This is a genomic window from Aeromonas sp. FDAARGOS 1406 (assembly GCF_019048565.1).
Lineage (GTDB): Bacteria > Pseudomonadota > Gammaproteobacteria > Enterobacterales > Aeromonadaceae > Aeromonas > Aeromonas caviae.
On the sequence record NZ_CP077378.1, the window covers coordinates 1,249,019 to 1,271,719 of the forward strand.

Genomic DNA, 22,701 nt, shown 5'->3' on the forward strand with positions numbered 1-22,701 from the left:
ACTGCCCCCCGAACTCAATAGGCGTGATTCAGCTCGCGTTCCGACATAAAACGCAAAGGCTGCTGCAGCTTGTGTTGATAGATGAGATCGAAAGAGAGCACGTTCTGGACATAGTTGCGCGTCTCCCGATAGGGGATGCTCTCCACCCAGACATCCATCGGCTTGTTGTCGCTCTGCTCGCGCCAGCGCTTGACCCGGCCAGGACCCGCATTGTAAGCCGCCGCCGCAAGGATCCGGTTGCCGTCATACACATCCAGCAGGCGCTTGAGGTAGGCGCTGCCAAGACGAATGTTCATGGCCGGGTCGAACAGTTGCTGCTCGTTGCGATAGGGCACCCCAAGCTTGCCGGCCGTCTCTTTCGCGGTGGCAGGCATCAGCTGCATCAACCCCCTCGCCCCGACCGGTGACTGGGCCAGGGGATAGAGTGCGCTCTCCTGACGGGAGATGGCGTAGAGCAGACTGGTGTTCATGGTGCGCTCTTGTGCCATCTGGGAGAAGGTGCGCTTGAGGGGCAGTGGGAAGCGCAGGTCCAGCGCATCCCAGGCCTCGGCACGGATGCTGGAGAGGATCGCCAGCTCGTGCCAGCCCTGGTTGAGGGCGATGTGGCCAAACTCCAGGCGCTGGGCCACGCTGTTGCGATCCATGTTGTGGATCCACTCAGAGCGGGCCGCCGTGATCTCGTTCATCGCCAGCAGTTCACGCACCCGCAGCAGGAAGGGCCAGCGGCGGCTGGCACTTTGCCAGTCCGGCACCTTGTGCGCCACGCTCTGGTTCTTCATGCGATAGGGCACACCGGTGCGCTGGGCCGCCATGAAGCCGTAGAAGCCGCGCAGGTTCGCAGTCTCGAGATAGAGGTCCCGCGCCGGTTTCTGCCGCCCCTGTTTCTCCAGCGAGCGCGCCATCCAGTAACGCCAGCGATCCTCTTTTTGCAGCCCCATGGGCATCCGCTTGACCCAGCCTTCGAGACCGTGCCAATCCTGCTCCCAGATGGCAAGACGGGCCCGCAGCTCCACCAGCTCCGGATCCTTGAGCCGCACCAGGGCCGTATCCAGCCAGGCGCGCTGGTCAGAAGAGCGGTCCAGTAACAGGCGGCGGGCGGCCGCCTTCTCCACCCGACTCACCTCGGCATGGTTCAGGCCGAAGCGACGGGTCATCTCCCCCAGCTGGCGCAGAACCGCGTCGGGCTCCTGGTTGGCGTAGCGGGCCAGCCCCAGGGAGAGCAGATGCCGCGACGGGGGCGCCGCCGTGAAGTTGGCCGGATTCATCGCCCGCACGGGTTGGTCATACAGGGCGATCATCTGATCGCCATACCCCTTCATGCCGCTGCCGAGCTGGGCCCCGAGGTGGCGAATGAGGTTGGGGTTCTGGGCCTCGAAAGCCAGGTTCATGCGCTCCCAGATCTTCTCCTGAGTGCGCAGACCCGCCTGCTGCCAGAGCTGGAACAGGGGATCGCAGGCATCAGGCCTGGATTGACCGCTTAACCAGAGCTTGCCTGCCTCCTGCAGGGCTTCACTCTGGTGCCCCGTGTAGTAGCGGGCCTGATAGTGCTGACAGAGCAGATCGGTGGAGCTTGGCTTGGCCGGATAGAAGCGCAGGAACTGGGACCACTGCTGGCTCTGGGCAAGATAGGTGAGATAGCTGCGCTCGAGCCGGTTGGACTGGGGGGTGTCCCCGTGCTGGCGGATGAAGCGGGTCACATCGTTGTAGTCTGCCGCTCCGGGACGGAACGCAAGCTGGTAGTAATCCAGATAGGGCAGCAGTGGATAGTGGATCAGGCGTGCCCGAAGCTGGCTGAATTTGACCTGATCATTGGCACGCACGGCCTCATGGGCCTGGCGATAGAGAGACTGCTCCATGGTCTGCGCGAAGGTAGGAGCCAACAGCCCCGGCATCCAGAGCGCAGACAAGATGATTCCCTGCACGACTTTCACGAATGGCATTCTCCCCTTGAAGGCATAACCACCGCCAAAGGGCGGTGGTGACATACCTTCATTCTACCCGCTAAGCACGGGGGCTACGCCACACTATTTTTATCGGTGCAGACGGGGCGATCACCGCGTACCTGGCGGCTGACATAGCGTTCAAGGTAGGGAACAGGGAGCGGCTTGGAGGCGAGGTATCCCTGGAAGAAATGGCAGCCCTGCGCCTGCAGAAACTCCAGTTGCTGGCGGGACTCCACCCCCTCCGCCGTCACGTTGAACCCCATGTGGCGGGCCATGGCGATCACGGCCTCGACGATAGCCATGTTGTCACCATCCTTGGGAATGTCCTGGATGAAAGAGCGGTCGATCTTGAGTTCGTCAGCCGGCAGCCGCTTGAGGTAGCTCAGGGAAGAGTACCCCGCCCCGAAGTCGTCGATGGCAAAGCTGATGCCCAGGGTCTTGAGTTCCGCCATCTTGCTGATGGTGTCTTCCGCATGACCCAGCACCACCGACTCGGTGATCTCCAGGTTGAGGCAGGCGGGATCCATGCCGGTGGCCGCCAGCACATCGTGAATGCGATCGACAAAGTCGGGAGCATGGAACTGTTTGGCGCTCACGTTGACCGAGAGCTGGGGGACGTGGATCCCGTTCTCCTCCCAGGAGACGTACTGGGTACAGGCTTCGTGCAATACCCAGTTGCCGATGTCGACAATGAGATCCGTCTCCTCGGCAATGGGGATGAACTCGGCAGGCGACACCAGGGCACGCCCGGGGGGTTGCCAGCGGATCAGCGCCTCGACACCGATGATCTCTCCCTCCGCCACCATGTGCTGGGGCTGGTAGTGGAGAGTCAGCTCCCCATTGTCGAGGGCACTGCGCAGCTCGTTGTGAATGTGCAGACGCCGGTCGGCCTGCAACTGCATGGAGGCATCAAAGAAGCGCCGGGTCTTGCGGCCCGCCGATTTCGCCTGATACATGGCGGTGTCAGCCTGCTTGAGCAGATCCCCCGCCTCCTGCTCCCGACCGGGGAAGAGGGTGATGCCGACACTGGCGCCGATGTGCAGCACCTGGCCTCTGAAATCATAGGGGGCGGCGATCTCCCCGATCAGCCGCTCCGCGATGAGATCGGCCTGCATCTCCGCCTGGGGCGGGCTGATGGAGAGCGCTGGCAGCAACAACACGAACTCGTCGCCGCCGAGACGGGCCAGACAATCCCCCTGGCGCACCAGCCGCTTGAGACGGCTGGCCACCTCCTTGAGCAGCCAGTCGCCGGTGGCGTGACCCAGGGAATCATTGATGGTCTTGAAGTGGTCGAGATCGATGAACAGCAGGGCCCCGATGAGGTGACTGCGATTTGCATCGGTGAACGCCTGGGTCAGGGTTTCGTGCAGCTGACGGCGATTGGGCAGGCCGGTCAGCTCGTCATAGAAGGCGAGATCCTGAATGCGGCGCTCCGCCGCCTTGCGCTCGGAAATATCCTCGAAGAAGATGACATAGTGGCTGATCCCCCCCTTCTCATCCTGCACCGGCGTGACGATCTCCCACTGGGGATAGGCGTGACCGTCGGCGTGCAGGCGCAGGGTTTCCCCCTGCCAGCGATCCAGGGCGTTGAGCTCGTAACCCAGCCCTCCCAACCCCGACCAGAGATCGTTACCAAGATGCAGACCAATCACCCCCTGGTTGTCAAAGCCGGTGATCTGGATGAAGGCGTAATTGACCCGCAGGATCTTGAACTCGGGATCCGTGATGATGATCCCTTCGTGAGTTTCAAAGGCCACAGCAGACAGCCGCATCAGGGCATCGCTCTGCAGGCGCTCCAGCTCGGCCACCATGCGCACCGAGAAGATGGTCAGGACGGAGTCCAGATCCGTGGTCCGGGTCTGGCTCGGGAACAGCAGGGCGAGATGACCCAGGATCTGACCGTTGCGATCGAGCAGCGGCTGGGCGTAATAGTGCTGGCCCGGGGGCAGGTCAGGATACCCGGTCAGGGGTTCACTCACGGGGACCGCGCTGGAGGGCCCCTGGCGATAGAGCTGCTGGCAGGGCATGTCACAGAGAGCATACTCCTTGACGTCGATGCCGTGGCTCGCCAGCACCCTGAGCCTGTCGAGACCGACCCGCTCCGTCAGCCAGACGGCAGTGGCTCCCAGGATATGGGCCAGCTCGTTGACCAGGGTCTGGCAAAAATCGAGCCCCGTCTTGGCGGAGAGCGCCTGCGCCAGCTTGGCCAGCAAGGGGGCCTGCAACATGGGAAGCGGCGGTGTCACGCCTGCGGGGGAATCGGCGCGATCCATCTCGCGATGCATCATTTCGAGGGGGGCAAGCCAGCCACAACAGAGCCCCTGTGCAGGCACATACTGACCGTACCAGAGCGCATGGTGTACCTTGCCGTCCTCATCGCGCAGGTGACCGATGAACTGGCCAGGCTGGCCGGAATCGTGGAGTCTTGCAAGAAAATCGGCGAAACCCGCTTCATCTTCCCGCTCAAGTTGGGTGGCCCAGGGGTGGGTTCCCTCCCCTGCCCAGGGTTCACAAGAGACATGATCAGACAGGCTCCATTGCCCATGCTGCCGATCATAAAACCACATCATCTGGGTGGCTTGCTGCTTCATCTACGACTCCAACCACTACAACCACGTTATCCACCCCGACTCCTGCAGAAAAGCATATCCGTTTGCGCGCATATCTCCACCGGCGCATGGCAATGATTTTGCGATGCGATGAGGCGATGTGGGTGGAGAAAATTCGAGACTATGCGGCAAAAACCAAACATCGGGTCGACACAAGGCGCTGCCGAGGGGGGACAGAAACGATCCTATTTGCTGATACTGCCTGCCTGTTTCACTGAGCTCAAGCGGTTTTTGGCATGAAACGGGAAAAGCTCACAATTTATGGACAGCGGGATTCCCAAGGGGATTTTTCGTGACACAGATCACATTTTGATTTGGCGACATGGGTAATCTGGAGGTGAAGACACAAGCAAGACGACCCGAAGGGGGCCATTATGAAAATCGAAATGACCAGTAAAATCATCGACATCACCCCAGCCATCCGCGAGCGCATTGAATCCCGTTTTGAAAAGCTCGAGCGTCTTCAGGTGCCTCTTATCACACCCCATGTGATCATCTCCAAAGAGCGTTTGATGTATATCGTCGAAGCCACTATCGGCATTCCCAACGGCAAACTGTTTGCGCAGGCAGAGCACGAGGATCTCTATGCTGCCATCACGGACCTGGGCCAGAAGCTGGAACGCCAGCTCAACCGTCACACGGAAAAACCCATCGCCCGTCGTGCCGCCGGCAAGGAAGTGCCCCAACCGGACGAAGCAGACGCCTGACAAGGTTCACCACTCATAAAGCAAAAGGCGGGTCATCCCGCCTTTTTGCATTCTACCGTGCCGTCACCCCAGCCAGCGCAGCCTGGCATCCACCCCTTGCGCAAGCTCATCGAGCAGCGGCAGCATCATCAGCGGAGCCTCCTCCCTGGGGTCAGCGCCCATAGGTCGGGCCTGCCAGCGCTCGCGACCCAGTGCCGAGAGGTTGTCGTACACCGCGGGATCCAGCGCGGGCGTTCGGCTCACCAGTGGCGGAGAGCGCAGCGCCAGCCAGAGTCTCACATCCGTCATGCACCCGCCCTGTTGCAGACGCTCGTTGAGGCTGGTGGCATCGCTCTCTTCCACCCCGCCTTGCAGGGACGCCCGGGGCATCAGACCGAAACGGGAGCGCCAATCCAGCTCATCCGACGCAGGCTTGGGCGGGGCATCAAACCAGGGCTGCTCTTCTACCGCATCGGTCAGCAGCGCCAGGTGCAGCCTGAAGTCGGCACGGTCCCCCGCACGGAGATCCTGGTTGAGCCGTTGGCCCAACTGGGCCTCATCCACGAGCAAGCGGTCACGAATCGCACTGGGCAGCATGAGATAAATCTTGGAAATGAAGGTTTCATTGCTTATCGGCCATCAACCCGATCCTTTAAGCATTAAAAATCCCGGCAGAGGGGTTCACAAGCGCGACAGATCTGTTAGTATGCGCCTCGCACTTGGGGAGGGGTTCCCGAGCGGCCAAAGGGATCAGACTGTAAATCTGACGGCTCTGCCTTCGAAGGTTCGAATCCTTCTCCCTCCACCATTCAAGTGCGCACAATCAGGTCATGCCCCGTGGAGGGGTTCCCGAGCGGCCAAAGGGATCAGACTGTAAATCTGACGGCTCTGCCTTCGAAGGTTCGAATCCTTCTCCCTCCACCATCTTTCAGAAAGCCCGGCCTTGTGCCGGGTTTTCGCTTTTCTGCCTTCCACAAATCCCCTTCTTCTCTACAAAAAAACGGGAGGCCAGGCCTCCCGTCAATATATGCACGCTCTCACCCCGAACCTGCTGGAGACAGCTGTCATCAGCAGGTCGGGCAGAGGGGGATAAACGTCTCCCCAGGCATCTGTCTTGTCATCCGCGCCCCTTACAGGGTGAAGCGATAGAAGATATCCACCGCCTGGGCCACCCCGCTCATGGCCTGCAGATAGAGCCTTGGCATCAGCTCGTAGCGCAGCTTGAATTCGGCGATGGGGCTGAACACCCCGACCCCGTACTGGAACTGCAAGCCGGGCAGCAGGTAGGCCGACAGGGTCACCTGGGTGTCATCGCCACTGCCAGCAGTATCGAGGGCCACGTCGCTCATGCCGAGGGACTCCCCGATGCTGGAGACCACGCCGCTCGCCTGGCTCACGGCCCCCGCCACCAGCAGGCCGTTGAAGCCGCCATCCTCGCCGCTGGTCTGCAATCCCTTGCCCCGCAACAGATAGGAGAGCTGTTCGGACTGCGCCATCTGCGGCTCGGAATAGACGGTGATCTTCGGCTTGGCAGCCGGCCCCGTCACCCGCACCCCGACGGTCACGTTGTCCTCGATGGTGTCCGGATCCCGATAGGTCTCGATGTTGAGATAGGGCTGATCGATGGGGCCGGAGAAGAGGATCCGCCCCTCCTTGAGGATGAGGTTCTGGCCATAGGCCTTGAAGCGCCCGTCCCTGAGCTCCAGTTGCCCGTTGCCCGAGAGCGGCTTGGAGGGATCCTGGCGAATGTTGAGGGCCCCTCCCACCTTGGTCTTGAGTCCCATGGCTTCAAGGCGGACGTCGTCCCCGAGCCGGATGGCGAGCCTGATCTCCATGGGCAGCGGTGCCGCCTTGGGGACCGGCGGCAGATCGTCGTAGATGACGGTGACGTCATCGGAGACCGCTACCGCGCTGTCTGGCAGGCTCTTGACCAGGATGCGCGACCAGGGGATGTCCACCTGCCCGGTCACCCTGGTCTCCTCCCCGAGAGAGATGGCGATGTCAGGGGTCACCCTGACCCGGCCCATGCCCGGGTACTGGGCTTCCAGCTCCTTGCCCTGAATGGTGAGGCTGCCGGTCACCGGCTGCTGGGCCCAGCTCAGCCAGCCCCCCAGCACCAGGGGGCCCTTGCCCACCATCATGGAGCCGTCGAGTTCGGCCCGGTTGCCTTCTATCTTGAGGCGGGTTACCAGCTTGGAGAGGGTCACCATGTCGGAGTGGGTCTGAACCTCCCCCTCCTTCAGGTTCAGCTCGCCATACAGCAGGGGGGCAGCCAGGGTACCGTCGAAGCGGGCATCCGCCGAGATGACCCCTTGCAGGGAGCGCACTTCGGGAATGAGGGGCGCAAAGGTCGCCAGCTTCAGATCGTCAAACCTGAGTTGACCGCCGAGGTTGCCGCGGCCGGCGGGATCCCGGATCAGCAGATCGGTGTCGATGTTGCCTATCTGCTCGGAGGCGAAATCGACCCGGATGGCGGCCTGCTGGCGCTCGAAGTCGATCCCGAGCTCGAGACGCTGGTAATCGGTCTTGAGTTCGTCGGCGACGAAGGTCCCAGGCGTGGTGCGCACGGTGGCGTGCAGGGTCGGCTGGTTGCCGCGCCAGCTGGCGCGCCCGTCGGCCGACAGCACCGCCTGCCAGCGGAAATTGTCCGGCAACCAGGGGCGCAGCCGCTTGAGATCAAATTCGTTCAGGGCAAATTCCAGATTGCCCTGGGACTGGGCTATCCGGCTCCCCTTGACGCAGAGACTGGCCTTCTGGGACGCGAGGCAGAGATCCCCCATGGTCAGCTGCTGTTTCGGCAGATCCAGGTCCAGAGACCAGGGGGCGGCCAGCGCCCAGCGCTTGAGGGGGGTCTTGAGCTTCAGCTCGGCAAGGGCGCCACGCCAGCGGTCACCGCGCAGGCTGCCATTCAGGCTGAGGTCTGCCGCCAGGGGATCCCCCTTCATGGTCAAGGTGAGCCCGTGGCGCTCGAGATCGCCGCTCAGGTTCAGGGCGATTTGCGAGAGCTTGGTCTCCCCCTGCGCCAGGCTCGCCACCGTCACCGCCACCTCACCGGCGGGCTTCTCCCCGACCAGGGCGTTGGCCTTGATGACGGTCTCCTTGAGGACGGTGCCCGCGTAGGCGAGTCGGCCCGACACCAGATCGGCATTCACGCGCGGCGCCTGCTGGTTGCCGGTGACGCGCACCTGGCCCTTGATGTCCCCTCCCAGACCCGGGTAGATACCCCCAAGCTTGGGCGCATCCAGATCCGCATCCAGCTTCCAGGCCTGGGTCGTGAGCGAGCCTTTGGCCTGCAGCCGGTTTGGGCCGCTTTGCAGCGCCAGGGCCGGGATGGTCCACTCCATCTTGTCGTTGCCGCTGAGCCTGCCCTGCAAGGCCAGGGGATACTGGTTGAGCTTGCCATCCACCTTGAGCTCGGGCAGGGCCAGCTGCCAGTGGCCCGCCTCATCCAGATCGAAGCGACTGGTGATCTTGCCCGCCAGTGCCCCCTTGATCTCGGGCACCAGCTCCGCCGGGTTGATCCCCTTGAATTCGGTCGTCCCCTGCCACTGGACCCCCTTGCTCCAGGCCAGCTTGCCATCGAGCTTGAGCTCCCCCTTGAGGGCCCCCAGCAGCAGCTCGATACGGCTCAGCTGGTTGAGATCCCCCTTGCCCGAGAGCGCCACCTTGAAGGGGGGCACATCGGTCCCCTTGCCGGCGGTGTTGAGCGCAAACTGGTAACCGGAGAGCTTGCCCTTGGCGCTCAGGGTGCCCTTGTCCAGCCGATAGCTGGGCTCATCCTTGGCAGGCTTGTGCAGGGGCCAGGAGAGGCTCTTCCAGTCCAGCGCCAGATCGAAGGGCAGATCCGGGTCGAGGGCCGCGAGGGATCCTTTGAGATTGGCGCCCACCGGCCCCTTGGCCTTGAGTGCCAGCCCAAGCTTGCCCACAGAACCGTCCAGGACGAGATTGACCTGCTCCCCCTTGAGCTCCCCGTCCAGCAGCCCTTGACGCGCCTTGGCATCCAGAGTCAGGGTGAGGGGGTAATCCTCGTGCAGGCGCACCTGACCACTCAAGGCCAGATCCGCCATGGCATGGCGCAAGGAGAGCTCCCGGATGTCGATGCGCTCCTCCTCGGCGGTGGCCGACAGCAACAGGTTGTCAAGCCCCTCCACCAGCTCACCTTGCTGATAACGGAACGCCGTGGCTTTCAGCCCCTCCAGCTGGATGGGGAAAGGCAGTCGCACCGCCGGCAGCACCATGGGCTCGGGCTTGCTTGCGGCCTGCGTCTTGTCACCGGGGACAGCCTTGCGCTCGCCGGCCGCCAGGGTGGCGCTTTTCTCATCCGCCGGTTTGGCACCCTTGTCACTGGCAGCCTCCGCCGGGGACGGTGCCACCACCACGTTCAGGCCATCGAGCACGGGGCCGCGCACGATGAGCCCGGCGCGATCCAGGGCGGCGCCAATGTCCAGATCCTTGAGGGTGATCGTCACGCCGGGCACCGCCACATCGAGATCGGCAACCTTGAGGCTGTCGACCTGGATTTTGAGCGGCAACGGATGCCAGACGAAGGGCTCCGACGGCTCTTCCGGCACCGGCTCGGACTCCGCCACCCGGACCACGGGGCGAGTCACCGCCAGGGACTTTATCCAGAGCTTGCCCTGCAGGAGCTTGCCCAGATCCCAGTCCAGCACGGCCCGCTCCACGGTGACATCCACCAGCTCGTCCTGCCAGCCAACCCCTTCGAAGGTCCAGCCATACCCGAGTTGCCCCGCCACCAGCTCCCCCTTGAGGGAGGGCAGCGCGGCTCTGGCCTGTTGCCACAGCCACTTGTTGCCCTGATGGGTGAAGCCCAGCAGGCTGACGCCGATGAGCAGCAGGAAGAAGAGGCCCATGAGCCACAAGAAAATGCGTTTTACCCAGATCACGATGCAGACCCCTGCAAGGAAAGCAGCCGCAGCGGCCAGAAAAGAGAAAGAAGAGGATATGCGCCTGGTTGCCGGGTCATAGTTCCGGCCCCAGTGCGAAGTGCAGCCGCAGCGGCTTGTCCTCCTCGGAGATGCCCACCGCCAGATCGAGCCTGACCTGACCGATGGGGGTGACCCAGCGCACCCCGACCCCGGTGCCTATCTTCCAGGCCTCGCTGTAGTCGACGGTGGCGGTCCCGGCGTCCACGAACAGGGCACCGAGCCACTTCTCGCTGAAGCGGTAGTTGTACTCCAGGCTGCCGACGCTGGCGTAGCGTCCGCCGGTCAGCTTGCCATCGTCCCCCCGTGGCGAAATGGTCTCGTAACCGTAGCCCCGGACCGTCTGATCGCCGCCGGTGAAGAAGCGCAGGGAGGGGGGGACCAGGGAGAAATCATCCCCGACGATGGCCCCCTGTTCGGCCCGCATCAGGAAACGGTGATCTTCGCCCAGGGTGCGCAGCCACTTGCTGCGCCCCCACACCCGCATGAAGCTGATGTCGGACCCCCAATAGGGGCTCGAGAACTCCATCGTCAGTTGCTGGCGATCCCCCCAATCCGGCACCAGACCGCCGCGCACCCGCAGCCGTGACCAGGAGACGCCGGGGATCAGCAGCAGGCTGTTCCCCTCGTCCTGACCCTGGACGTAGCGCTCGTTCTCCAGGCGCACAAAGACGTCTCTGTCCCAGCTCTCCGGTCGGCGTGTCCAGCGGTGCACCCCGAAGGTGGCCAGATCGGAGCGGGTATCGTTGTTGTCGGTGTATTGATAGCCCGCCTGCAGGGAGTAGTAATCCCGCAGCGGGTTGCCCACCGGGATCTGGTAGTCGAAGCTGAGCTCCGCTTCCGGCGCCGAGATCTTGGCGGTGCTGGAGAGGCGGTGACCATAGCGGTTCACCCAGGGTTTCTCCCAGGTGGCACTCAGGCGCGGCCCCACGTCCGTGGCATAACCGATACCGGTCTCAATCTCGTGATCGACCCGGTTGGAGAGGGTCACCTGCACCGGCACCCGGTTGCCCTCGGCCTGGCTGATCAGGGGTTTGATGTCCACCTGCTTGAACAGCTTGGTGGAGGAGACATCCTGGGACATCTCCGCCAGACGGATCGCCAGATAGGGGTCGCCGCTCTTGATGTTGATGAGCGGGCGGATCAGGTGCAGTGCCTCCGGCGTCGCGTCATAGCGGATCTCGCCGAAATGGTAACGCGGGCCAGAGCGAAACAGGATGTAGATCTCCGCCTTGCCCTGTTCCGGGAAAACCTTGACCTGGCTCTTGCTGATCTTGGCGTCAAAATAGCCGCGGGCCAGCCCCAGACTGCCGAGATCCGCCTTGATGGATTCATATTTGCCGTGGTTGAGGGGATCTCCCTCCTTCAGGGGCAGCTTGTCCAGCAGCTCGCTGTACACCTCGTCGCTCCCCGCATCCCCTTCCAGCAGGATGTCGAGGCGCGAGATGATCACGGGTTCCCCCCGCTCAATCTCGATCACCACCTTGGCGGGCGTCTTCTTGTCGCGGTTCAGGGTGATCTTGGGCTGGTAGTAGCCATAGACCTGCAGCGCCTTCTGTACGCTCTCGGTGATCTTGGCGCGGGCGGGGCGGTACTGGCGTTCCTGATAGACGGGCAGGGCGTTGAGGTAGGCCTCGACGTTGTCTTTCTGCTCTCCCCTGACCCCCTTGATCTGGTAGGTCAACTTGGCCGCCATGGCGGGCATCGCCATCAGCCAGAGAGCGAGGGCGAGCAGCAAGAGACCGGGCCCGGGGCGACGGGATCGCCCGGATGAAGTGCTCCCGGTGAGAAAAGTAGGATAGCATCCTGTCAAACGTCATTTTCCCCGAATAACATGATTTAAAGATTGTGTTATTTAGTACGATACCGAGACTCATCCCGGGCGAGTGCCGCTCATCCTAGCATAATCGCGACGGCGAAATCCCACGCTCGGGGCCCCTTTGCGTGCCGCTCTGCCGCCCCCGGTGCGGGGATCGCTTCGGCCCTGCAAGGAGCCAGCCGGGTGTGAGGAGCCAAACTGCGCACAATCCGGGCAAGGGGCGAACAAAACGCCACCACCTGCCCCGCCACGCCGGATCTCCCCCGGCGCCCTTGGGCTGGCAGCAGGGTCCGGCTCGTCGCGACAACCCTTGTCGGACACCCCGCATCCGGCGGGTTTCGTCAACCCGTCCCCCTCGACTTGCTCAATGCCCTCTTCCCCGCCCTGCCTGCTATTGAACAGGAAAATAAGTTTAAATCAATCACTTGAATAGATGGCACTAAAGCTTCGTTCAATTCAATCGATTTATCCCGCTGCCCCTGCGCTCCTGCCTGTCCCACACTGATCCCAATCATCGCAGGAGAGACCCCATGCACCTACGTAGCGAACAACTGGCTGACTACATCGCCGACCGACTCGAGTTCATCACCTTCCTGGCCTGCTGCAGCGCCCTGCTGGCCCTGCTGACCGGCATGAACGGTCAGCAGGCCCTCGCCTTCACCGCGCTCAATCTGCCCTTTGGCCTGGCCCTGCTGCTGGGCATGGCCCTGCTCGCCCCCCTGCCTGTCCACTGGCGCCTGCCCGGCATAGTCCTGCTGCTGGTGAGCGCAGCTCTGGCCACCCTGCAGATGGGGGGCAACTGGCTCAACCCCCTGGCCATCTGGAGCCTCTATGCCCTGCTGGGGCTGGAGATCCTCTGGCAATCCCGGGCCAGGGTCCCCCTGGCCACCGGCCCCCGGAGCCGGGTCTCGCGCCCGAGGGGCTGACGCGGAGGCGCAATTGCAGTAATCTTGCGCCCCCTTTCCCCTCGCCGAGGAGCATTCCGATGAAAAAAGCCTGTGCCCAGCACATCCTGGTCAAGACCGAGAAACAGTGTCTGGAAATCAAGGAGAAGCTCGCCAAGGGCGCCGATTTCAGCCAGATGGCCAAGCGTTTCTCCACCTGCCCTTCCGGCAAGCGTGGCGGCGATCTGGGGGAGTTCTCCAAGGGGGACATGGTCAAGTCCTTCGACGATGCCGTCTTCAAGGGGGAGCTGCTGACCGTGCTGGGGCCGGTGCGCACCAAGTTCGGCTTCCACCTCATCAAGGTGCTCTATCGCAACTGATCCAGGGCGACGAGGTCATCGGCTCTCTGAGCCGCACGCCTGGGATTGATGATCATTTACTAACGTTATCAGGCAATTAAGTTTATCCTTCTGGGCATAGTTCCATCCTGACCCGTGGATCCCTCATATGCACAGCTCTTTGTGGTGGCCGCTGCTGACCTGGCTATTGCCCCTTTGCGGGGCCCTTGGCAGCCGCGCCCATCTCTGGCCCTGGTGGCTCGGCTTCATCCTCTGTCTCGCCAGCGCCCTCCTCAGCCTCGTGCTGCTGCTGCGCCTGCCCTGGCGTTATCACCGCACCACCAACCTCTGGCCGGATATCTGGGGCATAACTCCCCTGCTGTTGCCCCTGCTGTTTCTCGTCCAGGCGCTGCGCTCCCCCCTCACCAACGACGTCAGCACGGATCCCTACCATCCGCCACGGCTCCAGTGGGCCGAGCAGCTCAGAAGCCCGGAGGATCTCCCGATCTCCCCCCCGCCCCTGCAAGTATTTCCAGGCAACCCCGGTCCTCTCTATACCCGGGCATCCCCGGTCGAAGTACTCGCGGAAGCCGAGGAACTGATGACGGAGCTGGGCTGGCAGGTTCGCCCGGGCAGCGAGGGTATCGATGCCGTCGTCACCACCGGCTGGTTCGGGTTTCAGGATGACGTGGCCCTGCGGGTCTTTGCCGGGCCCAAAGAGACCCGTATCGACATGCGCTCCGCCTCGCGCCAGGGGCGCAGCGATCTGGGGGTCAACCGGGCACGGATCATCGATTTCCTGAATCGGTTGAACGAGCGCCTGGGGGGGGCCTACAAGCCCAAGATGGAGAAGCTCAAAGAGGAACAAGATGCGCATTGAGGTCAAACCGGACCGGGCCTACGCCTGGTTCATCCGCCCCTTCTTCTGGCTGCAGAAACGCAACTACGGTCAGGTGCTGATCCCGGGCAAGTGCTGGGGGCGCTCCCCCAGGCTGTTTGCCGCGGTCGCCACCCTCTACGGCGTCATCAACCGCAAGCGCTCCCCCATCGACCCCGTGCTGCGCTCCCTGGTGACGGTGCGGGTCTCCCAGCTCAACTGGTGTCGTTTCTGTGTCGACATCAACGCCATGACCCTCGTCAAGCGGGCAGGCTCAAGCGACAAGGTGGAGGCGCTGGCCCGGTGGCGCGACAGCCCCTTGTTCGACGAGCGGGAGCGGGCCGTGCTGGACTATGCCGAGGCCATGACCGGGCTGGATGGCGTGAGCGACGAGCAGGCCGCCCGCCTCAAGCCCTGGTTCGATGACGACGCCCTGGTGGAGCTCACCGGCCTCATCGCCTTCCAGAACATGTCCGCCAAGTTCAATGCCGCTCTCGACATCGCTCCCCAGGGGTTCTGCCAGTTGCCGGTGCAACCCGAGCGCCCCCTCGACAAGGGGCAGGGATGAACCGGGCACGCCTGCTGCTGTTGCTGGCGATGGGGGCCCTGGTCGGCACCTTCTTTGCCCTCGACCTTGACCACTATCTGAGCCTCACCCAGTTGCAGGCTCATCAGGAGCGCCTGGCCCTTTGGGTCGACCGCCATGTTGTCGCGGCCAGCCTGCTGTTTCTGGTGCTCTATGTGCTCACCACCGCCCTCTCCCTGCCGGGGGCGGCCCTGCTCACCCTGGCGGGCAGCGCCGTCTTCGGCATCCTGTGGGGGCTCTTGCTGGTCTCCTTTGCCAGCTCCCTTGGCGCCACCCTGGCCTTTCTCAGCGCCCGCTTCCTGCTGCGGGACTGGGTCGAGACACGCTTTGGCGACAAGCTGGCGAGCGTTCAGGCCGGCATGCAAAAGGAGGGGGCCTTCTATTTGCTGAGCCTGCGCCTCATCCCCCTCTTCCCCTTCTTTCTGGTCAACCTGGTGATGGGGCTCACCCCCATCAGAGTCAGCACCTACTACTGGGTCAGCCAGCTCGGCATGCTGCCGGGCACCCTCGTCTACGTGCTGGCGGGGAGCGAGCTGGCTACCCTCACCAGCACAGGCAACCTCTTCTCCCCCGGCCTGCTGGCCGCCCTGACCCTGCTCGGCCTGATGCCCTGGCTGATGCGTGCCTTGCAGCGCCGTCTCGCCCTCTACCGGTTGCACGCCCCCTACCGCAAGCCGGCGCACTTTGACTACAACCTGCTGGTGATAGGTGCCGGCGCCGGAGGCCTGGTCACCAGCTACATCGCCGCCGCGGTGAAAGCCAGAGTGGCCCTCATCGAGCAGCACAGGATGGGGGGGGATTGCCTCCATACCGGCTGCGTCCCCTCCAAGGCGCTGATCCGAAGCGCCCGCTTCGCCATTGAACAGCGCAAGGCCGGGGAGCTTGGTTTTACCCCGAGCCAGAGCCGCGCCGACTTCGCCGCCGTGATGGCGCGGGTCGCCCGGGTCATCGAGGAGGTCGAACCCCACGACTCGGTGGCGCGCTATGAAGGACTCGGGGTGGAGTGCATCCAGGGGCGGGCGCGAGTCACCTCCCCCTGGGAGGTGGAGGTCAACGGCAAGCGCCTGACCAGCCGTCATATCGTGATCGCCACCGGCGCCCGCCCCCGGGTGCCCGCACTGCCGGGGCTGGACAGGGTTCCCTACCTCACCTCCGACACCCTCTGGCAGCGACTGCGCGAGCCCCCCCGCCATCTGCTGGTGCTGGGAGGAGGCCCCATCGGCTGCGAGCTGGCCCAGAGCCTGGCCCTGCTCGGTATCCCCGTCACCCTGGTGGAGCAAGGCCCTCAGCTGCTGCCCCGGGAAGATAGGGACGTCGCCGGGGCCCTGGCCGCGCAGCTGGAGCACGACGGCGTCACCCTGCACCTCGGCTGGCAGGCTACCTCGGCCGGGTATATGGACGGTAAAGGCGCCAACCTGCCCATCCGGCTGTACCTGCGCCGGGGGGACGAGACGCTGGTGGTTGAGGGGGACCAGCTGCTGCTGGCCCTTGGCCGGGAGGCCAACGTGAGCGGTTTCGGGCTGGAGGCGCTGGGGGTTGAACTGGCCCCCGGCGGCACCCTGGCCATCGACGGCTTCCTCGCCACCAACTACCCCAGCATCCTGGCGGTGGGGGACGTTGCCGGCCCCTACCAGTTCACCCATTTTGCCGCCCATCAGGCCTGGTATGCCGCCATCAACGCCCTCTTTGGCCAGTTCAGGCGCTTTCGGGCAGACTACAGGGTCATGCCGGCGGCCACCTATACCAGTCCGGAGATAGCCAGGGTCGGCCTCAACCAGAAAGAGGCTCGGGCCCGAGGCATCCCCTTCGAGTCGACCCGCTTCGAGATGGCCGAGCTGGATAGAGCCATCACCGACGGCGAGTCAGGGGGCTTTGTCGAGGTGCTGACGGTGCCGGGCCGTGACAGGATACTCGGGGCCACCATAGTGGGTGCTCACGCCGGCGAGCGGATCGCCGAGTTTGCTCTCGCCATGCGCCACCGCCTGGGACTTGGCAAGATCCTCGCCACCGTTCACCCCTACCCCACCCTGATGGAGGGGAACAAGTACGTGGCTGGCGCCTGGCGCCGTGCCCGCCAGCCCGGGCGCCTACTGGCGCTGCTGGCCCGTTATCACCGCTGGCGCCGCGGCGCCTGACTCTGACGAGGCAACCATCATGTTCACGACCCGACTTCGCGCCCTGCTCCGTCCCCTGATGGCCGCTGTCCCCCTGCTGCTGACCTCCCCGCTCCACGCCAATGACGCATCGTGGCAGCAGACCCTGCTGGCCGCCAGGGGGCAGACAGTCTACTTCAACGCCTGGGGGGGCAGCCCCGAGATCAACGCCTACCTGGTGTGGGCCAGGCAGGAGATCGCTCGACAGTACCAGGTCGAGCTGGTGCAGGTGAAGGTGGATGACATCGCCCAGAGCGTGAGCCAGTTGCTGGCCGGCAAGCAGGCTGGCAAGACGTCGAACGGCCCCATCGACCTGCTCTGGGTCAACGGCGAGAACTTCAAGGCGCTCAAGGAGCAGGGGCTGCTGGGGGACCCCTTTACCGACGAGCTGCCCAACATGGCCTTGGTGGACACCGCCCTGCCGGTGAGTGAAGACTTCACCGTGCCGGTCGAGGGGCTGGAGGCCCCCTGGGGCATAGGCCAGCTCAATCTGATGGTGGATGGCGACCAGGTAGACGCACCTCCCACCTCGGCGGCTGCCCTGCTTGCCTGGACCAAGGCTCACCCCGGCCGCTTCACCTACCCCAAGCCTCCCCAGTTTCACGGCTCGAGCTTTCTCAAGCAGATCCTGCTGGAGCTGACACCGGATCAGGCGTCCCTCTATCGGGAGGCGACCGATGCCGACTTCCTCCGCGTCACCGCCCCTCTCTGGGCCTGGCTCGACCAGCTTCACCCCGCGCTCTGGCGAAAGGGCAGGCTCTTCCCCACCGGCGCCGCCGAAACCAGGCAGTTGCTCGATGACGGCGAGCTGGCCATGGCCATCAGCTTCAACCCGGGGGAAGCCCAGAGTTCGGTGCAAAACGGCACCCTGCCCCCCACCGTCCAGGCCATCGCCATGGAAAAAGGGGCGCTCACCAACAGCCATTTCCTCGCCATCCCCTTCAATGCCTCCGCCCGGGCCGGGGCCAAGGTGGTGGTCAACTTCCTGCTGAGCCCCGCCGCCCAGGCGCGCAAGAGCGACCCCGCCTTCTGGGGGGATCCCAGCGTGCTGCGCCAGGAGGCGCTGCCAGGCCAGACCCGTCCGGCATTGCGCTTCAAGGGAGTGGCAGAGCCCCACCCCAGCTGGCAGACACGGCTGGAAGCGGCCTGGGCCGAGCGCTACGGCCACTGATCCATCATGCAGGCGCGCGCCCCTCTTCTCCTCCTGCTGCCCTTTTTGATGCTGGGAGCCCTGCTGCTGGGGATCCCGCTCGCCGGGGGCCTGCTGTTGCTGGTCATCGAGGGGCTCTCCCCCGCCAATCTATCCCTCTTGCTCCCCCAGCCCGGACTCTGGCACTCCGCAGGGTTGAGCCTCTGGGTGGCGGGGGCCTCCACCCTGGGGGCCCTCGGCGCCACAGCCCTGCTGCTCGCCCAGGGGGACGGGCGTCCCTGGATGCGCTGGCTGCGCCGCCTGCTCTCCCCCCTGCTGGCGCTTCCCCACGTCGCCTTTGCCATTGGCATCGCCTTTCTGATCGCTCCCTCCGGCTGGCTGCTGCGCCTCGTCGCCCCCCTGCTTGACCTCACCCATCAGCCCCCGGACTGGCAAACCCTCAAGGATCCCTGGGGCCTTGGCCTCATCGTGGTGCTCATGCTCAAGGAGACCCCCTTCCTGCTGCTGATGGCGCTGGCGGCACTGGATCCCGCCAAGGTGGCGCGCCAGCAGTGGCTGGGGGCCAGCCTCGGCTTCAGTGCCCCCCGGATCTGGTGGCGCCTGCTGCTGCCCGCCCTCTGGCCCGCCCTGCGACTGCCCCTCTACGCGGTGGCCGCCTATGGTCTGGCGGTGGTGGATCTCGCCCTGCTGCTGGGGCCGGATGCCCCGCCGCCCCTGGCGGTGCGACTCTGGCTCTGGTATCAGGATGCCGACCCCGCCTGGCGCGGCGCCAGTGCCAGCGGCGCCCTCTTGCTGCTCGCCCTCAACTTGCTGCTGCTTGGCGCCCTCAGGCTGCTGGAGCGGACCCACCTCACCCTCGGCAAGGCACGCTGGCTGGATGGGCGACGCGCCCCCGCCTCGCCCTGGCCCGCACTCATTGCCCGCATCGGCGTGTGGGGGCTGCTCCTGACCAATCTGCTGGTGCTCGCCGCCCTGCTACTCTGGTCCCTGACCCGGCGCTGGTCCTTTCCCGCCCTCTGGCCGAGTGAATGGAGCAGCCACCACTGGCTGGCTCTGCTGCCGAGCCTGGGCCCGCTGCTGTGGCAGAGTCTGTGGCTGGCCCTGCTCTGCGCCGCGCTCTCCCTGCTGCTGGCGGTGCTCTGCCTCGAGGCGTTGCCTGCACGCCGCGCCACACGCACCCTCTGGCTTGTCTGCCTCCCTCTGCTGCTGCCCCAGGCCAGCCTGCTGTTTGGATTGCGCCTTCAGACCGACGGGCTGGGATTCACTGGCATAGGCCCTGGCTGGGTACTCTGGAGCCAGTTGATCTTCGTCTTGCCATACGTCTATCTCTGCCTGCACGGCCCCTATCGCCAGTTCGACGAGCGCCTCACCCGGGTGGCCCTCACGCTCGGGGCCAGCCCCTGGGGGGCCTGGTGGCGAGTCAAGGGCCCCCTGCTCGCCCGTCCCCTGTTGTTCGCCTTCGGTGTCGGGGCGGCGGTGAGCCTGGCCCAATACCTGCCGACCCTGCTGTTCGGGGGCGGGCGGGTCATCACCATCACCACGGAGGCGGTGGCCATCGGCAGCGGCCTCAACCGGCGGCTGGCGGGGCTCTACGGCCTGCTGCAACTGCTGCTGCCCCTTTTCATCTATGCCCTGGCGCTCTGGCTGCCGCGGCGCATCAACCCCGCCCTGAGGCCCTGACCCGATGCTGCACACCTCCACACTCACCCTCTTCCTCGACGGTGCCCCCCTGCTGACGCTCCCCCCCCTCAGGGTGGCCCCGGGCGAGGTGCTCACCCTGATGGGACCGAGCGGCTGTGGCAAGAGCTCCCTGCTGGCGGCCCTGGCGGGAGTGCTGCCACCCGGGGGGCCCATCCGGCTGGCCGGGGACATCCTGCTCGGCGCACATCGCCTCACCCCGCTGCCCCCCCAGGAGAGGGGCGTCGGCATCCTGTTTCAGGATGACCTGCTGTTTGCCCACCTGACGGTGGCCGAAAATCTGATGTTCGGCATGCCGGCGCATCTCAAGGGGATGGCGGCAAGGCAGACCCGGGCCCGCGAGGCGCTGGCCGAGGTCGGGCTGGAGGCTCAGGCGGACAAGTTGCCCGGGGCGCTCTCCGGCGGCCAGAAAGCCCGCGTCAGCTTGCTGCGTGCCCTGCTGGCCGAGCCCAGGGCATTGCTGCTGGACGAGCCCTTCTCCCGCCTCGACAAGCCGCTGCGGGCGGCATTCAGAACCCTGGTGTTCGAGCGCCTGCGCACGCAGGCCATCCCCGCGCTGCTGGTGACCCACGACGAAGAGGATGCGCCGGGCACCATCTTGCAGCTGATCCCCCCAGCCATCCCAGAAGAGGAGCACCACCTTGTTTGATCGCCACCTGATCCCGGTTATCCGCCGCCCCCTCGCCGCGCTCGCCCGCCCCCTGTGCCGGGCCGGGGTGAGCGCCAACCAGGTGAGCCTCGTCGGCTTTCTCATCGGCATGCTGGCGCTGCCGCTGCTGGCATTTGGCTGCTATCAGTGGGCGTTGGCGGCGATTCTGCTCAACCGGCTGCTGGACGGGCTGGATGGCGCCGTGGCGCGGGAAACGGGCATCAGCGACTGCGGCGGGTTTCTCGACATCACGCTGGATTTCATCTTCTACGCCGCCGTGGTGCTGGGCTTTGCCCTCGCCGACCCGGCCAACGCCCTGGCCGCCGCCACCCTGCTGTTCGCCTTCATGGGCACGGGATCGAGCTTTCTGGCCTTTGCCATCATGGCGGGCAAACGGGGCATCGAGAGCCCCGTCTACCGCCACAAATCCCTCTACTATCTGGGCGGGCTCACCGAGGGGAGCGAAACCATCGCCCTCTTCGTGCTCATGTGCCTCTGGCCCGCCGCCTTCGTGCCACTGGCCTACGGTTTCGCCCTGCTCTGTGCCATCACGACCCTGACCCGGATCTGGAGCGGCTACCACACCCTGCGCTGACGGGATCCCGGGGGGCGCGCCGGCACGGAGCACTTGCGCCTGCACGCCAATGTTTTACCATGACGGCACTCTTTTTCAGGCTCACGAGAACCCTATGCGTCGCCTTGTCTGTGTCCTCTCCCTGTTTCCCCTGATCTACGGCTGCAGCAGCACGCCGGCGCCCAAGCCCGTGGTCAAACCCCAACCCAACAGCGCCTTCATCAACCAGACGCCGCCGAGCAAACCCTTCTACGGACAGGTGAGCCAGCCCGGGGTCAGCAAGGGGGGCTTCGCCAATCGTTCCAACGTGGACAACTTCGTGCAGCGGATGGTGCAAAAGCACGGCTTCGACGGCGCCGAGCTGCACCGGGTACTGGCCCAGGCCGAGCGTTATGACTGGATCATCAAGCTGATGGACGCCCAGGCCCCCACCACCAGACCGCCCACCGGCCCGACCGGCGCCTGGAACCGCTACCGCGCCAAGTTCATCACCCCGGACAACGTACAGAACGGCGTCAACTTCTGGCGCGAATACGAGAGTGAACTCAACCGGGCGCAGCAGATCTACGGGGTGCCACCCGAGATCATCGTCGGCATCATCGGGGTGGAGACCCGCTGGGGTCGGGTGATGGGCAAGACCCGCATTCTCGACGCCCTGGCGACCCTGGCATTTGACTACCCGCGCCGCGCCGACTTCTTCACCGGCGAGCTGGAAGCCTTCCTGGTGATGACCCGGGATGAAGGGATGGATCCCGCCGAACCCAAGGGCTCCTATGCCGGGGCCATGGGCTACGGCCAGTTCATGCCGTCGAGTTTTCGCAACTACGCGGTGGACTTCAACGGCAACGGCCACACCAACCTGTGGGATCCGGTGGATGCCATCGGCAGCGTGGCCAACTACTTCAAGGCCCACGGCTGGGAGAAAGGGCAGCCGGTGGCGGTGCGCGGCCAGGGACAGCTGCCGGGCTATGAGCACGGCTTCCAGACCCGCTACCCGGTGGCCACCCTGCGCGGAGCCGGGTTGACCCCAATCGGCTCCCTTGGCAATCACAAGGAGGCGAGCCTGCTGCGTCTGGATGTCGGCACCGGTTACCAGTACTGGTACGGCTTGCCGAACTTCTACGCCATCACCCGCTACAACCACAGCACCCACTACGCCATGGCGGTATGGCAGCTTGGCCTTGCCGTCAGGGATGCCAGAGGCGGCTACTGAGTCAGCCTCAATGCCAACGAAAACGGGCCCGCAGGCCCGTTTTTTTTATTCGTTTTCCAGCAGCCAACGTTTGAGCAGGGCGGCCAGCTGCTCCTGTTCGACCAGGCTCAATGGGGCCAGCAGGCGGCGCTCGTTCGCCACGTGCTGTTCCACCGCATGGTCAACCAGCTCCCGCCCCGGCTCCGTCAGGCAGACCAGCAGGCTGCGCCTGTCATCGGGGGAGGCTTCACGTCTTATCAGGCCACGCTGCTCCAGTTTGTCGAGCCGGGCCGTCATGGCCCCTGAACTCAGCATGGCGGACTGGTAGAGCGCGGTCGGAGTCAGCGGCTCGCCGGCCCGACGCAGGGTCGCCAGGATATCGAAATCAGACCCCAGCAGACCGCACTCCTTGAGGGTCTCGCTCACTTCGCGCCCGGCGATCGCCGCCATGCGCGCCACCCTCCCCAGCACCCCCATAGGGGAGCAGTCGAGGTCCGGGCGCTGCCGGGCCCACTGGGCCAGCAGCTGATCTACATGATCACTCTCCATTCGGGCTCCATTATCTTTACATGAAGATTCTTGATAATAAACCAACTCGCG

General features: G+C 64.7%; 17 protein-coding genes and 2 tRNA genes. 13 read left to right on the top strand and 6 right to left on the bottom strand.

Annotated elements, in window-relative coordinates; genetic code table 11:
* Positions 1-14 precede the first annotated feature (14 nt).
* Together I6L36_RS05700 and I6L36_RS05705 are read right to left on the bottom strand one after the other, a co-directional pair.
* Positions 15-1,931 carry a transglycosylase SLT domain-containing protein gene (locus I6L36_RS05700; RefSeq protein WP_109112292.1) on the bottom strand — a complete coding sequence of 639 codons (1,917 nt, stop codon included), beginning with the start codon at positions 1,929-1,931 and terminating at the stop codon, positions 15-17.
* An 83-nt stretch (positions 1,932-2,014) separates the two neighbouring features.
* A complete protein-coding gene (locus I6L36_RS05705) occupies positions 2,015-4,534 on the bottom strand; it encodes a bifunctional diguanylate cyclase/phosphodiesterase (RefSeq protein ID WP_216987048.1) in 2,520 nt (839 codons plus the stop codon).
* Positions 4,535-4,926: 392 nt separating this feature from the next.
* Here I6L36_RS05705 and raiA point away from each other — a divergent pair, with 392 nt between their 5' ends.
* The gene (gene raiA, locus I6L36_RS05710; protein ID WP_010674126.1) at positions 4,927-5,259 is read left to right on the top strand and encodes a ribosome-associated translation inhibitor RaiA; all 333 of its coding nucleotides are present in this window, start codon (positions 4,927-4,929) and stop codon (positions 5,257-5,259) included.
* A 63-nt stretch (positions 5,260-5,322) separates the two neighbouring features.
* Here the strand turns inward: raiA and I6L36_RS05715 are convergent, their stop codons facing one another.
* Positions 5,323-5,835 (bottom strand): VC2046/SO_2500 family protein, encoded by a 513-nt coding sequence (locus I6L36_RS05715; RefSeq protein WP_103259821.1) that lies wholly within the window; start codon positions 5,833-5,835, stop codon positions 5,323-5,325.
* A 126-nt stretch (positions 5,836-5,961) separates the two neighbouring features.
* Here I6L36_RS05715 and I6L36_RS05720 point away from each other — a divergent pair.
* Positions 5,962-6,046 (top strand) — tRNA-Tyr (locus tag I6L36_RS05720).
* Positions 6,047-6,077: 31 nt separating this feature from the next.
* Positions 6,078-6,162 (top strand) — tRNA-Tyr (locus I6L36_RS05725).
* A gap of 206 nt (positions 6,163-6,368) precedes the next feature.
* Here I6L36_RS05725 and I6L36_RS05730 read toward each other — a convergent pair.
* Positions 6,369-10,142, bottom strand: a complete 3,774-nt coding sequence (locus tag I6L36_RS05730; protein WP_109112935.1) for a translocation/assembly module TamB domain-containing protein — start codon at positions 10,140-10,142, stop codon at positions 6,369-6,371.
* 76 nt (positions 10,143-10,218) lie between these two features.
* Positions 10,219-11,994 carry an autotransporter assembly complex family protein gene (locus I6L36_RS05735; protein ID WP_042017328.1) on the bottom strand — a complete coding sequence of 592 codons (1,776 nt, stop codon included), beginning with the start codon at positions 11,992-11,994 and terminating at the stop codon, positions 10,219-10,221.
* 536 nt (positions 11,995-12,530) lie between these two features.
* On the opposite strand from I6L36_RS05735, the gene I6L36_RS05740 reads away from it, so the two are divergent.
* From I6L36_RS05740 to mltB, 10 genes are all read left to right on the top strand, one after another.
* Positions 12,531-12,926, top strand: a complete 396-nt coding sequence (locus tag I6L36_RS05740; protein WP_010674121.1) for a hypothetical protein — start codon at positions 12,531-12,533, stop codon at positions 12,924-12,926.
* Positions 12,927-12,985: 59 nt separating this feature from the next.
* Positions 12,986-13,264: a peptidylprolyl isomerase gene (locus I6L36_RS05745; RefSeq protein ID WP_039039827.1), complete on the top strand. Its 279-nt coding sequence runs from the start codon at positions 12,986-12,988 to the stop codon at positions 13,262-13,264.
* Positions 13,265-13,391: 127 nt separating this feature from the next.
* Complete coding sequence (locus I6L36_RS05750) at positions 13,392-14,102, top strand: DUF1499 domain-containing protein (protein WP_201920352.1); 711 nt, start codon at positions 13,392-13,394, stop codon at positions 14,100-14,102.
* On the top strand, positions 14,092-14,667 hold the full coding sequence (locus I6L36_RS05755; RefSeq protein WP_039039829.1) for a carboxymuconolactone decarboxylase family protein: 576 nt from the start codon (positions 14,092-14,094) through the stop codon (positions 14,665-14,667). Before I6L36_RS05750 ends, I6L36_RS05755 begins: the two co-directional genes overlap by 11 nt.
* Positions 14,664-16,820 carry an FAD-dependent oxidoreductase gene (locus I6L36_RS05760; protein ID WP_109112841.1) on the top strand — a complete coding sequence of 719 codons (2,157 nt, stop codon included), beginning with the start codon at positions 14,664-14,666 and terminating at the stop codon, positions 16,818-16,820. Before I6L36_RS05755 ends, I6L36_RS05760 begins: the two co-directional genes overlap by 4 nt.
* A gap of 19 nt (positions 16,821-16,839) precedes the next feature.
* Positions 16,840-18,009, top strand: coding sequence for an ABC transporter substrate-binding protein (locus I6L36_RS05765; protein WP_109112844.1), 1,170 nt, complete (start codon positions 16,840-16,842; stop codon positions 18,007-18,009).
* 6 nt (positions 18,010-18,015) lie between these two features.
* Complete coding sequence (locus I6L36_RS05770) at positions 18,016-19,668, top strand: ABC transporter permease (RefSeq protein WP_234916991.1); 1,653 nt, start codon at positions 18,016-18,018, stop codon at positions 19,666-19,668.
* A gap of 4 nt (positions 19,669-19,672) precedes the next feature.
* Positions 19,673-20,335 (top strand): ATP-binding cassette domain-containing protein, encoded by a 663-nt coding sequence (locus I6L36_RS05775; RefSeq protein ID WP_201920357.1) that lies wholly within the window; start codon positions 19,673-19,675, stop codon positions 20,333-20,335.
* Positions 20,328-20,930, top strand: a complete 603-nt coding sequence (locus tag I6L36_RS05780; RefSeq protein ID WP_109112012.1) for a CDP-alcohol phosphatidyltransferase family protein — start codon at positions 20,328-20,330, stop codon at positions 20,928-20,930. Before I6L36_RS05775 ends, I6L36_RS05780 begins: the two co-directional genes overlap by 8 nt.
* Positions 20,931-21,024: 94 nt before the next feature.
* Entirely contained in the window at positions 21,025-22,122 is a 1,098-nt protein-coding gene (gene mltB, locus I6L36_RS05785; protein WP_216987049.1) for a lytic murein transglycosylase B, read from the top strand.
* Between the two features lie 45 nt (positions 22,123-22,167).
* Here mltB and I6L36_RS05790 read toward each other — a convergent pair whose 3' ends face one another.
* On the bottom strand, positions 22,168-22,650 hold the full coding sequence (locus tag I6L36_RS05790; RefSeq protein ID WP_010674111.1) for a MarR family winged helix-turn-helix transcriptional regulator: 483 nt from the start codon (positions 22,648-22,650) through the stop codon (positions 22,168-22,170).
* Between the last annotated feature and the right edge of the window lie 51 nt (positions 22,651-22,701).